The 14007-nt window shown below is 71.2% G+C and carries 14 protein-coding genes; 6 read left to right on the top strand and 8 right to left on the bottom strand.

All coding sequences use genetic code 11. The annotated features are described in order from the left end of the window. Positions 1-19: 19 nt before the first annotated feature. The 3 genes from ACQPYE_RS36710 to ACQPYE_RS36700 all read left to right on the top strand — a co-directional run bounded on the left by ACQPYE_RS36710 (position 20) and on the right by ACQPYE_RS36700 (position 2963). Positions 20-343, top strand: coding sequence for a hypothetical protein (locus tag ACQPYE_RS36710; RefSeq protein ID WP_498717708.1), 324 nt, complete (start codon positions 20-22; stop codon positions 341-343). A gap of 194 nt (positions 344-537) precedes the next feature. Continuing rightward, positions 538-1704 (top strand): M20 family metallopeptidase, encoded by a 1167-nt coding sequence (locus ACQPYE_RS36705; protein ID WP_498717707.1) that lies wholly within the window; start codon positions 538-540, stop codon positions 1702-1704. Continuing rightward, entirely contained in the window at positions 1701-2963 is a 1263-nt protein-coding gene (locus tag ACQPYE_RS36700; RefSeq protein ID WP_498717706.1) for a M20 family metallopeptidase, read from the top strand. Before ACQPYE_RS36705 ends, ACQPYE_RS36700 begins: the two co-directional genes overlap by 4 nt. A gap of 40 nt (positions 2964-3003) precedes the next feature. On the opposite strand, the gene ACQPYE_RS36695 is transcribed toward ACQPYE_RS36700, so the two are convergent. Next, entirely contained in the window at positions 3004-4761 is a 1758-nt protein-coding gene (locus ACQPYE_RS36695) for a glycerol-3-phosphate dehydrogenase/oxidase (protein WP_498723061.1), read from the bottom strand. Positions 4762-4915: 154 nt separating this feature from the next. On the opposite strand from ACQPYE_RS36695, the gene ACQPYE_RS36690 reads away from it, so the two are divergent. Together ACQPYE_RS36690 and glpK are read left to right on the top strand one after the other, a co-directional pair. Then, complete coding sequence (locus ACQPYE_RS36690; RefSeq protein WP_498717705.1) at positions 4916-5656, top strand: MIP/aquaporin family protein; 741 nt, start codon at positions 4916-4918, stop codon at positions 5654-5656. A gap of 14 nt (positions 5657-5670) precedes the next feature. Beyond that, positions 5671-7176, top strand: coding sequence for a glycerol kinase GlpK (glpK, locus tag ACQPYE_RS36685; protein WP_498717704.1), 1506 nt, complete (start codon positions 5671-5673; stop codon positions 7174-7176). 57 nt (positions 7177-7233) lie between these two features. On the opposite strand, the gene ACQPYE_RS36680 is transcribed toward glpK, so the two are convergent. Beyond that, on the bottom strand, positions 7234-8637 hold the full coding sequence (locus ACQPYE_RS36680; RefSeq protein ID WP_498717703.1) for an NAD(P)H-quinone dehydrogenase: 1404 nt from the start codon (positions 8635-8637) through the stop codon (positions 7234-7236). Positions 8638-8805: 168 nt separating this feature from the next. Here ACQPYE_RS36680 and ACQPYE_RS36675 point away from each other — a divergent pair, with 168 nt between their 5' ends. Next, positions 8806-9255 carry a gamma-glutamylcyclotransferase family protein gene (locus tag ACQPYE_RS36675; protein WP_344035920.1) on the top strand — a complete coding sequence of 150 codons (450 nt, stop codon included), beginning with the start codon at positions 8806-8808 and terminating at the stop codon, positions 9253-9255. Positions 9256-9289: 34 nt separating this feature from the next. On the opposite strand, the gene ACQPYE_RS36670 is transcribed toward ACQPYE_RS36675, so the two are convergent. The 6 genes from ACQPYE_RS36670 to ACQPYE_RS36645 form a co-directional block, all read right to left on the bottom strand. After that, positions 9290-10207 (bottom strand): DUF559 domain-containing protein, encoded by a 918-nt coding sequence (locus ACQPYE_RS36670; RefSeq protein ID WP_498717702.1) that lies wholly within the window; start codon positions 10205-10207, stop codon positions 9290-9292. Between the two features lie 130 nt (positions 10208-10337). Then, complete coding sequence (locus ACQPYE_RS36665; protein ID WP_498717701.1) at positions 10338-11132, bottom strand: ESX secretion-associated protein EspG; 795 nt, start codon at positions 11130-11132, stop codon at positions 10338-10340. After that, entirely contained in the window at positions 11132-12436 is a 1305-nt protein-coding gene (locus tag ACQPYE_RS36660) for a PPE domain-containing protein (protein WP_498717700.1), read from the bottom strand. Before ACQPYE_RS36660 ends, ACQPYE_RS36665 begins: the two co-directional genes overlap by 1 nt. A gap of 28 nt (positions 12437-12464) precedes the next feature. Beyond that, complete coding sequence (locus ACQPYE_RS36655) at positions 12465-12899, bottom strand: transcriptional regulator (RefSeq protein ID WP_498717699.1); 435 nt, start codon at positions 12897-12899, stop codon at positions 12465-12467. Positions 12900-12955: 56 nt separating this feature from the next. Next, entirely contained in the window at positions 12956-13543 is a 588-nt protein-coding gene (locus ACQPYE_RS36650; protein ID WP_498717698.1) for a DUF3558 domain-containing protein, read from the bottom strand. A 6-nt stretch (positions 13544-13549) separates the two neighbouring features. Beyond that, positions 13550-13990, bottom strand: coding sequence for a GNAT family N-acetyltransferase (locus ACQPYE_RS36645; RefSeq protein WP_498717697.1), 441 nt, complete (start codon positions 13988-13990; stop codon positions 13550-13552). Positions 13991-14007: the final 17 nt, after the last annotated feature.

Raw genomic sequence — 14007 nt, 5'->3', positions numbered from 1 at the left:
GTGGCTAGGCTTGGCGTCCATGTGGCGATCTGTGCTCGCGGTGTGCCTGTTCGTGCTGACCGGTGTCCTCACCGTGTCGGGCACAGGCGTCGCCGTGACCTCGGCGCCGCACCTCGCGGCCCAGCCGACGGAGACCCTGGCGCCCGGCGGCACGATCCAGCCGGAGGGCACCGTGCCGCCCGGTCCGGACCTCGACGCACCTCAGGAGGAGCAGCCCTCCTCGGGCGCCGAGACCCGCCGGAAGCTGTGGATCGGCGGTATCGCGGTGTTGCTGTTCGCCCTCGTGTACTGGCGGAACAAGAAGCGGTGGTCGAAGTGGAAGGCCGGCCGCAAGTCCGGCTGATTTCCCAGTCCTTGGGAATTTCGGGGCGACATGTGGTCGCCTCTTAGCATGGCCAGCGCGAACGCGCACGGCCGCGCGGACGTGATCGGTCTGACCGAAAATCGCGCACCGCTCGGCGCATCGCCGCGACCGGTTGCCGGTTGATCAACCAGGGGTGCGACGTGCCCGCCGGACCGTGATGCAGGATGGGTGCAATGGGTACCGACTTCAAGATGAGCACGCGCTCGGCCGTCGAGCGGTACTCCACTGCGCTGGTCGACCTCTCCCGCAGCATCCACGCGGAGCCGGAGCGGGCGTTCGCCGAGCACCGCAGCGCGGCCAAGGTCGCCGACCTGCTGGCCGCCGAGGGCTTCGAGGTCGAGCGCGGCGTCGCGGACCTCGAGACGGCGTTCACCGCCTCGTTCGGCTCCGGTGAGCTGGTGCTGGGGCTGTGCGCGGAGTACGACGCGCTGCCCGAGATCGGCCACGCGTGCGGGCACAACGTCATCGCCGCCGCGTCGACCGGGGCGGCCCTCGCGCTGCGCGACCTGGCCGACGAGCTGGGCCTCACCGTCCGGGTGATCGGCACCCCGGCCGAGGAGGTCGGCGGCGGCAAGGTGCTGATGCTCGAACGCGGGGTATTCGACGACGTGGCGTTCTCGATGATGGTGCACCCGGCCCCCTACGAGGCCGTGGCCGCGCGATCGCTCGCCATCACCGACGTCGAGGTCCACTACACCGGCAAGCCGTCGCACGCCGCCGCCGCGCCGCACCTGGGTGTGAACGCCGCCGACGCGATCACGGTCGCCCAGGTCGCCATCGGGCTCGCCCGCCAGCACCTGGAGCCGGGTCAGATGGTCAGCGGCATCGTCACCCGCGGCGGCACCGTGCCCAACATCGTGCCCGCGCGCACGTCGGCGATGTTCGACCTGCGGGCCGACGACCTCGAGTCGCTGCGCCTGCTGGAGGAGCGGATGAACCGCTGCTTCGAGGCGGGCGCCATCGCCACCGGCTGCACCCACGAGGTCGTGAAGGTCTCGCCGGTGTACGCCGAGCTGACCCCAGACCCCTGGCTCGCGGACGCCTACCGGCGTGCCGCGATCGAGCTGGGCAGGCATCCGTTGAGCCCCGAGGAGGAGCTCAAGGAGAAGATCGGCAGCACCGACATGGGCAACATCACCCGTGCGCTGCCGGCCATCCACCCGACCATCGCCATCGACTGCGGAGACGCGGTGAACCACCAAATCGAGTTCGCGACCGCCTGTGCCTCGGCCTCGGCCGACCGAGCTGTGCTCGACGGGGCGCTCGCACTCGCCTGGACCTCTATTTCCGCTGCCACCGACGGTGCGCAGCGCTCTCGACTGCTGGCGGGTGTGGCATGACGGTCCTGGACTCGCGTCTACCGGAGGAGGGTGCCGAGGTGCTGTTGACCGATCGTGGGGTCAGCATTGCCCCTGTGGATGATCCCGGTGAGGGTCGCGGACCCTCGTGGCTGGACGACTGGCTGGCGGCGAACGCCTCCGAGGTCGTCGCCTGGCGCCGGCACATCCACGCGCACCCGGAGCTCTCCCGGCACGAGTACGCCACCACCGAGCTGATCGCCGACGTGCTGCGCTCGGCCGGCCTCAAGCCGCGCGTCCTGCCGGGCGGCACCGGCCTGGTCTGCGACGTCGGCTCCGGGCCGCGCTGCGTGGCGCTGCGCGCGGACATCGACGCGCTGCCGCTGCCGGAGAACACCGGCGCCCCGTACTCGTCCACAGTGGACGGCGTGGCGCACGCCTGCGGGCACGACGCGCACACCACCGTGCTGCTGGGCGCGGCGCTGGCCCTGGCCTCGGCCACCGAGCTGCCCGGACGGGTCCGCCTGGTGTTCCAGCCCGCCGAGGAGGTCATGCCGGGCGGTGCGCTGGACGTGCTGGCGGCGGGCGGCCTCGACGGCGTGGAGCGCATCTTCGGCCTGCACTGCGACCCGCGGCTGGAGGTCGGCCGGATCGGCACCCGGATCGGCGCGATCACGTCGGCCAGCGACATGCTGGAACTGCGCCTGACCTCACCCGGCGGCCACACGTCCCGGCCGCACCTGACGGCGGACCTCGTGCACGCGCTCGGCACCGTGATCACGGGTCTGCCGGGCCTGCTGTCACGGCGCGTCGACCCCCGTTCGGGCACGGTTCTCGTGTGGGGCGCGGTGCACGCGGGGGAGGCCCCGAACGCCGTGCCGCAGGACGGCGTGCTGCGCGGCACGCTGCGCACCGGCGACCGCGACATCTGGGCCGAGCTGGAGCCGTTGATCAAGGAGTTGGTCAGCGCGCTGCTGGCCCCGACCGGCGTCGGCTTCGACCTGCACCACCGGCGCGGCGTCCCGCCCGTCGTGAACGACCGCGAGAGCACGGTGCTGCTGCGCGCGGGCGTCGAGGCGGCGCTGGGCGAGGACGCGCTGGCCGGCACGGAGCAGTCGTCCGGCGGCGAGGACTTCGGCTGGTACCTGGAGCACGTGCCGGGCTCGTTCGCGCGCCTGGGCGTCTGGGACGGCGTCGGCAAGCAGAAGGACCTCCACCAGCCGGGCTTCGACCTGGACGAACGCGCCCTGCTGGTCGGCGTGCGCGTGATGGTGCACGCGGCCCTGGCGGCACTGGCCTGACCACCCGGTGGCGCCCGGCCTCACCCGGGCGCCACCGCGGTCAGCTCACCGGCTCCACGATCTCCGGCCGGGCCTCGGGCGCGGACGAGCGGACGGCGTCGGCGGCCTGGTCGTCCGGCTCCGCCTGCGACGCCCGCTCGGCGTCGACGCGGGCGGTGTAGACCGAGACCTCGTGCGCCACCGTGGCGTCGTCCCAGCCGTGCACGCCGGCGATCAGGCGGGCCACCGGCAGGGCGCACTCCACGCCCCGGTGCGGGTACTCGATCGAGATCCTGGTCCGCCGGGTCAGCACGTCCTCCAGGTGCAACGCGCCCTCGTGCGACGCCGCGTACACCACCTCCACCTGGAGGTAGTCCGGCGCGCCGGGCACGGGCTTGAGCAGTTCCGCGTCCGCCGACCCCAGCACCTCGTGCACCAGGGACCCGTAGCGGTCCAGCAGGTGCCGCACCCGGTAGGGGTGCAGGCCGTACCGCGTGGCCAGCTGGTCCGCCTGGTTCACCAGCGCGTGGTAGCCGTCCGCCCCGATCAGCGGCACCTTGTCCGTGATCGACGGCTGGATCCGCCCCGGCAGGTCGACCGAGGCCGCGTCCACCGCGTCGGCGCCCATCACCCGGTACGTCGTGTACTTCCCGCCGGCGATCGCGACCAACCCGGGCGCCACCCGGGCCACCGCGTGCTCGCGCGACAGCTTCGACGTCGACTCGCTCTCACCGGCCAGCAACGGCCGCAGCCCGGCGTACACGCCCTCGATGTCGTCGTGCGTCAACGGCGTCGCCAGCACCGCGTTCACGTGTTCGAGGATGTAGTCGATGTCCTTGCGGGTCGCCGCCGGGTGCGCCAGGTCCAGGTTCCAATCGGTGTCGGTCGTTCCCACGATCCAGTGATTCCGCCACGGGATCACGAACAGCACCGACTTCTCCGTGCGCAGGATCAGCCCCGACTCGGACACGATCCGATCCCGCGGCACGACGATGTGCACGCCCTTCGACGCGCGCACCCGGAACCGGCCGCGGCTGCCGGACAGCCGCTGCAACTCGTCGGTCCACACGCCGGTCGCGTTGATCACCGCGTGCGCCCGCACAGACGTCTCCCGCCCGTCCTCCACGTCGCGCACCCGCACGCCGGACACCCGGTCCGCCTCCCGCAGGAAGCCCACGACCTGCGTGGACGTCCGCACGACCGCCCCGTAGTGCGCCGCCGTGCGGCCGACCATCATGGTGTGCCGCGCGTCGTCGGCCTGCGCGTCGTAGTAGCGGATGCCGCCGACCAGCGCCGACGGCTTCAACGCGGGCACCAGCCGCAGCGCGCCGGCCCTGGTCAGGTGCTTCTGCCCGGGCACGGACCGCGCGCCGCCCATCGTGTCGTACATGAGCAGCCCGGCCGCGGTGTACGGCCGCTCCCACCCGCGGTGCGTCAGCGGGTACAGGAACGGCACCGGCTTGACCAGGTGCGGCGCCAGCCGGGTGAGCATGAGTTCGCGTTCCCGCAGCGCCTCGCGCACGAGCCCGAACTCCAGCTGCTCCAGGTACCTCAGCCCGCCGTGGAACAGCTTCGACGAGCGGCTCGACGTGCCCGAAGCCAGGTCCCGCGCCTCGACCAGCGCCACCCGCAGACCACGCGTCGCGGCGTCCAGCGCGGCGCCGACGCCGACCACGCCACCACCGATGATCACCAGGTCGAACGTCTCCGAGCCGAGCCGGTCCCAGGACCTCGCGCGGTCGAGCGGTCCCAGCCGGCCCGCGGTGGCGGGGTACTGCTCGCGCGTGACCACTGACGCCTCCCTGATGCTCGAACCGATCGGGCGGACCAGGACTGACTCGACCACGTTACCCGCCGGTACGCCACCCGTGGACAACTGATCAGGTCGGAACTAGCGTCAAGTCCCGTTGTGGGTGGGCAGCGCCGCCAAACCCGGACCGTGCTGCCTCCTGCCAAGGCGAGGAGGTCGGCGAGTGGGCAATAGCTCGATCTTCGTGTGGGAGATGCTGGGCACCGCGATCCTGATCCTGTTGGGTGCGGGTGTCGTCGCCAACGTGGTCCTCAAGGACACGCTGGGCAACACCGGCGGATGGCTCCTGATCAACATCGGCTGGGGTTTCGCGGTCTTCGCGGGCGCCAGCATCGCCGCGCCGAGCGGCGCGCACCTCAACCCCGCGGTGACCCTGGGCCTGGCCGTCGCGGACAAGACCGAGTGGGACCAGGTGCCGATCTACTTCGCCGGTCAGCTGGTCGGCGCGTTCATCGGCGCCGTGCTCGCGTGGCTCGCCTACAAGGCGCAGTTCGACGCGCACGACGACCCGGCGGGCACGCGCGGCATCTTCTGCACCGGCCCGACCATCCCCAAGGCCGGCTGGAACGTCGTCACCGAGGTCATCGGCACGTTCGCGCTGGTCGCCTGGGTCCTGCTGAGCCCCGCCGCGAAGGAGGCGGCGGACGGCGTGCCGCAGCTGGGCAACTCCGCCCTCGGCTACGCCGGTGTCGCGTTCGTCGTCATCGGCATCGGCGCCTCGCTCGGCGGGCCGACGGGCTACGCCATCAACCCCGCCCGCGACCTCGGGCCGCGCATCGCCTACGCGATCCTGCCCATCCGCGACAAGGGCAGCGCCGAGTGGGGCTACGCCTGGGTGCCGGTGGTCGGCCCGCTGGTCGGCGGCCTGCTCGCCGGTCTCCTGTACCTGGTTCTCCCGGTCTGAAAGGACTCCAGCGCATGACGAAGTACGTGGCCGCGATCGACCAGGGCACGACGTCCACCCGGTGCATGATCTTCGACCACTCGGGCCGGGTGGTCTCCGCCGACCAGAAGGAGCACGAGCAGATCTTCCCCAAGGCCGGGTGGGTCGAGCACGACGCGAACGAGATTTGGACCAACACCAGGCAGGTGGCCGCCGGCGCGTTGGCCAAGGCCGACCTGACCACCTCCGACATCGCCGCGGTGGGCATCACCAACCAGCGCGAGACCGCGCTCGTCTGGGACAAGACCACCGGGCAGCCCGTCTACAACGCCATCGTGTGGCAGGACACCCGCACCGACAAGATCTGCCAGGACCTCGGCGCCCTGGGCGGTGGCCAGGAGCGGTACCGGGACAAGACCGGCCTGCCGCTGGCGACGTACTTCTCCGGCCCGAAGATCCGCTGGATCCTCGACAACGTCGAGGGCGCGCGCGAGAAGGCCGAGGCCGGCGACCTGCTGTTCGGCAACATGGACACCTGGGTGCTGTGGAACATGACCGGCGGGGTGGACGGCGGCGTGCACGTCACCGACCCCACCAACGCGTCCCGCACGCTGCTGATGGACCTCGACACGCTGAGCTGGGACGAGGGCATCGCGGCCGACCTTGGCGTGCCGCTGTCGATGCTGCCGGAGATCCGGTCGTCGTCCGAGGAGTACGGCAGGGTCCGGGCCCGCGGCGCGCTGGCCGGCGTGCCGATCGCGGGCATCCTCGGCGACCAGCAGGCGGCGACGTTCGGGCAGGCGTGCCTGTCGCCGGGCGAGGCCAAGAACACCTACGGCACCGGCAACTTCGTGCTGCTCAACACCGGCACGGACAAGGTGATGAGCGAGAACGGCCTGCTCACCACCGTCTGCTACAAGATCGGCTCGCAGGCGCCGGTGTACGCGCTCGAAGGCTCGATCGCGGTGACCGGCTCGCTGGTGCAGTGGCTGCGGGACAACCTCGGGATGATCTCGACGGCCGCCGAGATCGAGACGCACGCCCGGACCGTGCAGGACAACGGCGGCGCGTACTTCGTGCCCGCGTTCTCCGGCCTGTTCGCGCCGTACTGGCGTTCGGACGCGCGCGGCGCGATCGTCGGCCTGACCCGGTTCGTGAACAAGGGACACCTGGCCCGCGCGGTGCTGGAGGCGACGGCGTTCCAGACCCGTGAGGTGATCGACGCGATGAACGCCGACTCGGGCGTGCCGCTGAAGTCGTTGAAGGTCGACGGCGGCATGGTCGTGAACGAGCTGCTGATGCAGTTCCAGGCCGACGTCCTGGGTGTGCCGGTGATCCGGCCGGTGGTCAACGAGACGACCGCCTTGGGCGCGGCCTACGCGGCGGGCCTGGCGGTCGGGTTCTGGGCGTCGGAGGACGACATCCGGCAGAACTGGGCGCAGGACAAGCAGTGGGACCCGGCCATGGACGACGACACCCGCGCGGCCACCTACGCGCAGTGGAAGAAGGCCGTGACCAGGACCTTCGACTGGGTCGAGTGATCCTCGGGGCGCCGTCCGCTCCTGGGCGGCGCCCCTCCGGGCCCGTGCTCCTCCGCCTCAGTCCAGGTCGTCGTGGCGCATGAGCTGGCGACCGGCCTCGGTGATCGAGCCGGTGAGCGACGGGTAGACCGAGAACGTGGTGGCGAGGTCGTCCACCGTGAGCTGGTTCTGCACGGCCAGCGTGATCGACAGGATCAGCTCGCTGGCGTTCGGCGCGACCACGACCCCGCCGATCACCACCCCGGTGGCCGGGCGGCAGAAGAGCTTCACGAAACCGCGCCGCAGGCCTTCCATCTTGGCCCGGGGGTTGGTGGCCAGCGGCAGCATGATCGTGCGCGCGGGCACCTCGCCGGAGTCGATCGCCTGCTGGCTGATGCCGACGGACGCGATCTCGGGGTTGGTGAACACGTTCGCCGCGACGGTCTTGAGCCTGATCGGGCTCACGCCCTGGCCCAGCGCGTGCCACATGGCGATGCGGCCCTGCATGGCGGCGACGGACGCGAGCAGCAGCAGGCCCGTGCAGTCGCCGGCCGCGTAGACGCCGGCGATGTTCGTCCGCGAGACCCGGTCGACCGGGATGTACCCGCCCCGGCCGAGCTCGATGCCGATCTTGTCCAGGCCGAGGTCGGCGGTGTTCGGGACGGAGCCGACCGTCATCAGGGCGTGACTCGCCTCGATCGTGCGACCGTCCTCCAGGTGAATCAGGACGCCGTCGCCGACGTTCTCGACCCGGTCCGCGCGGGCGTGCTTGACCACCGCCGTGCCGCGTTCGGCGAAGACGTCCTCCAGCACCACGGCCGCGTCGGCGTCCTCGTGCGGGAGCACCCGGTCGCGGCTGGAGACCATGGTCACCTTCACGCCGAGTTCCGTGTACGCGGAGGCGAACTCCACACCGGTGACACCCGATCCGATGACGGCCAGGTGTTCCGGCAACTCCGGGAGGTCGTAGATCTGCCGCCAGGTCAGGATCCGCTTGCCGTCGGGCTCGGCGCCGGGCAGCACGCGCGGGGTCGCACCCGTGGCGATCAGCACCACGTCGGCCGGGAGGACCTCCTTCGTGCCGTCCTCGGCGATGGCCACGACCTCGTGCTGGGCGAGGCCCTTGGCGTTGTCGCAGAACTTGCCGGTGCCGTTGAGGATCCGCACGCCCTCGCGCTGGAGGCGGGCCCGGACGTCGGCGGACTGGGCGAGCGCCAGGCCCTTCACCCGTCCGTGGACGACCGGCAGTTCGACCGCCGCTTCCGCGTTGTTCGTGCGAATGCCCAGCTCACCGGCGTTGCGGAAGGCGCTTCGGCCGCCCGCGGAGGCGATGAACGTCTTCGACGGCACGCAGTCGTAGAGCACGCAGGCGCCGCCCAGGCCCTCGCGTTCCACGATGGTCACGTCGGCCCCGTGCTGGGCCGCGACCAGTGCCGCCTCGTAACCTGCTGGGCCACCGCCCATGATGACGATGCGGGTCACGACACGTCCTCCTCGTGGTCTCGGCGCTCTTTCGCACCGCTCTTCTCGCGTCTTTTCGCGCTGTTTGCGCCGCTGGGGGCGTTGGTAACCGTACGCGGTCGGGTGTCGGGGTGTGTCGTCCGGTCTTCTGGTACCTCGCGGTGATCGAGAGGTCGCTAGGCTGTCGTCGTGCCGCTCTATGCCGCGTACGGGTCCAACATGGACCCGAACCAGATGATGGAGCGAGCCCCCTACTCCCCGATCGCGGGGACCGGGTGGCTCGCCGGATGGCGTCTGACGTTCGGTGGCGAGGACCTGGGCTGGGAGGGCGCGCTCGCCACCATCGTCGAGGACCCGGACTCGCAGGTGTTCTGCGTGCTCTACGACGTGAGCCCGCGCGACGAGTCCCGCCTCGACCGCTGGGAAGGCGCCCTCGGTCTCTACAAGAAGATCCGCCTGCGCGTCCAGACCCTGGAAGGTTCGGTGACCGCCTGGCTCTACGTCCTGGACGCCTACGAGGGGGGTCTGCCCTCCGCCCGCTACATCGGCGTCGTCGCCGACGCCGCCGAAGCCGCTGGCGCCCCGGACGACTACGTCGCCGACCTCCGCACCCGCCCCTGCCAAGGCATCGGCCCCTGACCCCCGCGAGTCCTACCTTCAGAACACGCGTGTCCTACATTCGGAACGCGCGTGTCCTACGTTCCGGATTGCCGAGTTGAACGCTTAGGTGCCTGAACAGCCGGGTCGGGTTCCGCAGGTCCGAGACATCCGCTCGGACCACCTTCCAGCCGCGCCGACGCAGGTCCTCGTCACGGGCCTGGTCGGCGTCGGCTTTGCCGACGTGCGCCGCGTAGCCGTCGTACTCGAGTGCTACGCGTGCGTTCGGCCACGCGAAGTCGAGGCGCCAGACCTCGTGACCGTCCAGGTCGAGAATCGAGTACTGGGGCTCGGGGAGTGGGAAGCCCGCTTCGGCGATCACCAGCAGGAGCGTGCTCTCCGCCGGTGACTCGGGCAGGCCCGTGGCGAGGTCGAGGAGGAACACCCCTTGACGCTTGCCGCGGTAGTCACGGCGGGTTGCGATGCGCACTGTGAGGTCGGCTTTGAACTCGGCCCGCTGCTGTGGCGGAAGGGCGCCGAGCGCTTGATCCGCGCAGGCCAGCGCCGTGGAGCGATAGCGGCCTCGGCAGAGCAGGTCGGCGATGGCGTAGTCGAGCGCCATGCTGCGTAGACCGTCGACCTCGACTACGTCCGCAGGGTCGTACTGGTTGTAGTGCACGGCGACGTCCGGTCGCGGCCGAAGCCTGCGGTCGTGCCCGAGGAGGATGTGGACCCGATTGGTTTCGGCTGCTGTGCAGCCGTGCAACCAGATCGCGGTGTGGCTCGTCAGCACGGCGTCAGGGCCGGCCATGAGCAGCGCGGCGGCGGCCCGGGTGTGCAGGTTCGTCATCCGTTCCCGCTGGATGAAGACCGTGCGGCAGTAGCTGACCAGGTAGCCGTCCTTGATGGCCCGGCGAAGGGCTTGCAGCCCCATGTGGTCCTGCAGCTGGGTTCGCGGGTAGGCACCGTGGAGGCCGAAAGGCAGTTCGATCATGCATAACCGAGTGGCGGAACCCCAGATTCCGTACACGGTTCACCTGTTCGTGTGTACGGGACGGTTCTGAGCGTTCAACTCGGGTGTTCTGAACGTAGGACACGCGCGTTCGGAACGTAGGACACGCGGGTTAGGGGGTGGTGAGGGTTTCTAGGTGGTGGGTCAGGCGGCGGGTGTCGACGGGGGAGACGGTGCTCCACGGTTGTTGGCCCGCGGTGGCGCGGCGGAGTTGGACGTAGCGGCCGTGGGGGTTGTCGAAGAACGACACGACGTGGTCCTGGCGGACGCGCTTGCCCCACTTGTCACGGCTCGCGACGCCGAACTGGCCCCGGTTGCCCGCGTCGCGGAACATGTCGGCCAACGTGCGGGCGTCCTCCTGGCGGATGCCACGCGCCAGCAGGCCCCGGTACAGGTCGTCCGGGGTGTTCGCCCCCGCAGCGGCGGCGTCCAGGTCCGCGCTGGGCAGCGTCACGGAGTGGCCGGGGCCCGCGCCGAGCGGCGGCAGCACGGAGAGGGCTTCGCGGGGCAGACCTTCCGCTGACGCCGGCCGCAGGGTCAGCTGGTCGTGGGCGAGCACCGCGAGCACGCCGGACTGGCCCTTGGCGGCTGCCAGCACGCGGACGCTGTGCCCGAGCCACAAGCGCCCGTCCACCTCCTCCTGCGGCCGGTTCAGCAGGTGCAGCAGGTCTTCCAGCCCCGGGTCCAACGACACCGGCCGACCCAGCCCGCGCCGGTCGAGCCCGCTCCACGCCCGCTGCTCCAGCTCGGCGCGCTCGGCGTGCGTCTTGCCCGGTGACGGCACCTTGAGCACCAGCGGCATGGTCTCCAGCCGCAGGTGCTCCCACAGCACGTCGAACTCCAGCGCCGAGATCGTCACGGGTTCGCGCAGGTCGTTGGTTCCCAAGTCCAAGCCGAACGTCGTCATCAGTGGGTGGTGTTCTCCCCGATCACCGGAGGCGAGATGATCCCGCCGATGCCGTAGATGTCGTCCGTCTCCCGGAGGTAGTCGGCGGCGTCGTGCGTGGCGTCCTCTTCCTCTTCCGCTCCACGAGCCCCGCCCAGACCGCCGAACGGGTCGAACGCGGGCTGCGCCGGCACCGCGACGCTGCGCTTGTGCACGGTGTCGCCGCCACCGGCCTGACCGGCGGCCCCGGGCATCGCGCCCGTCGCCCCGCCCGGCCCCGCCGTCGCCGCGTGCTGCGCGCCGGCCGTGAACGCCCCGATCTCCACCGAGCTCACCGACGTCGTGCCGCTGGGCAACTGCCCGCCCGCGCCGGGCAGCAGGTGCTGGTTCGATCCGGCGGCGTGCTGCCCGTTCGTCGTGTCGGAAGCCGAGGACGAGGCCGAGGAGGACGACGAGCCGGCCTTGCGCCGGTCCTTGTCCTGCTGACCACCCGCGCCACCGATCACGCCACCGGGACCGAACGCGCCCGTACCCGGGCTCGACGCCGACGCCGGTAACGCGGCCGACGAGGTCCGGGTGGAACCGGACGTCCCGGCCCCGGACGTGCCCGTCGACCCGCCGCCGGACCAGGGCTGCGTCACGGGACGCGGAGCCGGGTAACCGCCACGGCCACCGCCGCGACCGCCACGCCACCCACCCCGACCGCCGTCACGCCGACCACGCGGACCGCCGTAGCCCCAACCGGGCCCGGACACCCCCGCCGAGTCGTTGCGCACCACCTCGGGCGCGTTGATCACCAGCTGCGGCGGCTGGTGGAACTGCCCCAACGTGCTGGTGTTCGACGTCGTGCTGGAGGCGTAGGTGGTCATGACCTCGCGCGCCCGCTGCTCGGCCGCGTTCTGCGCCTTCTCCTGCCGCTCGTAGTCCGTCTGCCCGCCGACCAGGTTGGTCAACGCGCTGACGAGCAGGTTCGGCTCCTCCGCGGTCACCTTCACCGGCGGCGGCATGTCCGCGCGCGCCTTGGCGATGTAGTCCGCCTGGAGCTCGGCCGAGATGCGCATCACCTCCGCGCCGGCACGGGCGTCGTCGGCCCACGCGGCGAGCGGGTTGATTCCCGTCCGCGCCTTGTCCGCAGCCGAACCCTCCCAGGACGCGCCGGACTTCAGCACGCCGCTGTGCAGGTCGGCGTTGATCTCGGTCAACGCGGCGGAGACGCCCTGCCACCGCTCCATCGAGGCGTGCGAGGCCTTGGGCCCCGGCCCCGAGTTGATCTGCTCGTACAGCTCTTCGTGGCTGTACCCGCTCCAGCGGTGTCCATCGGGCATGAACGCTCCCCTTGCCTGCGCCGGGCGCTCAGCGGCTGCCCTGCTGTCCCATCAACCCGGTGTTGTCTTCTTCGATGGACTGGTACTGCTGCTCGACCAGGCTGAGCGCGTCCATGGCCGACTTGAGCTGCCGCTGGTAGTTCTCCAGCGCGATCAGCGCCGAGTCGCCCGATTCGAGCGACCGCTCGTTGAACCGCTCCGCGGCGTCCTGGCTCACCGGGTCGCCCGCCCACGGGCGGACCCTGACCTCGGTGATGGCCTGCTCGATCTGCTCGTCCAGCTTCGACAACGCCCCCGCGAACGCGCTGCGCAGGCTGGGGATCGCGCTGGGTTCGACGTTCAACGTGTGCGACAGGGGCGGTGGTGAGCCCGTGTCAGCGCCGTGGCCGTGGTCTTCCGACGGCATGGACAACCTCCCGCCTTCCTCGTTCCCGTCGCGCATCCCGTTCTCGCGCAAGGTCACTCTAGCCACCCGGTCCGACAGCGGGGAGTGGGTGGAGCGCACATCCCCCGCGTGGATCAACGCCGTTGCAGCAAACCGGCTACCGCCGCTTCTGCCACCCGTTGCGCCCCTCGGCACAGGGTGTCCTGCTTCGCCGCTGTTTCGTTACCGCCGTCGCGGAACATCACGTCGAGGAACTGCCCCTCCGCGACGTCCACCTCGACGTTGCACACATTGTCCATGCCGGGCGTCCGCACGGTCAGGCCGAAGAAACCGGCCACCGCGGTCTGCTCGGCGCGGACCTGGGCGTTCTCGCTGAGCCACACGTCGACGCCCTCTGCTGTGACGAGCGCGAGCCGCACGACGTTCCCGCTGATGTTGCTGCGCATGGTGCACGCCTTCGCGTTGCCGAAGCCCGCTTCCACGTACGCGCTCGGCGGGTTGTCCAGGCTCAGCGCCATGCGCTGTTCGGGTGAGAGCACCTCGCACGGGTCGACGTCGTCCAACCGCACTTCCAGCTGCCTGGGCGGCAACGGCGACACGGTGGTGGTCGTGGCCGGCAGCGGTTCGTCGACCCGGCCGTCGGCCTTCTTGTCCGGGACGGGCGTGCAGGAGGCCATCGCCAACGCGCAGAGCGTGGCGGTGAGCACCCGAGCACCCCTCATGGACACCTACCGTAGCCGGGTCCACACGCCAAGTGGACCCTCGGCTGTGAAGCCGCACTTCGCGGCCACCCGCCTGGCCGCGTCGTCCGGGGGTCTGGCGGTGATCAGCGGTAGGTCGAGGAACCCGAAACCGAACCGCAGCACGGCGCCGGTCGCGTGGGTCGCGATGCCCCTGCCACGCAGGTCGGGCGTGGTCCAGCAGTGCAGTTCGCCGGCGCGGGTCAGGGAGATCTCGCCGACGGCCGTTCCGGTGAGCTGGTCGCACACGGCCCAGGAACAAGCTTCTTCGGCCCGCCACTGGTCCGCGCGCGCGGCGATGTGCGCGCCGGCCGCGTCGAAGTCGGGGAGGAGGCCACCGCCGACCAGCGCCGGCCGGTCGTCGACGCGGTCGTCCGCGCGGAGTTGGCGCAGGTAGAACTCACCCGCGTTGATCTCGACGGCCTCCATGCGCCGGGAGACTAGCC

Source organism: Actinosynnema sp. CA-299493, assembly GCF_050946825.1.
GTDB lineage: Bacteria > Actinomycetota > Actinomycetes > Mycobacteriales > Pseudonocardiaceae > Actinosynnema.
Note: the sequence above shows the minus strand (reverse complement) of the source record. Positions and strands in the feature narration are given on the sequence as shown.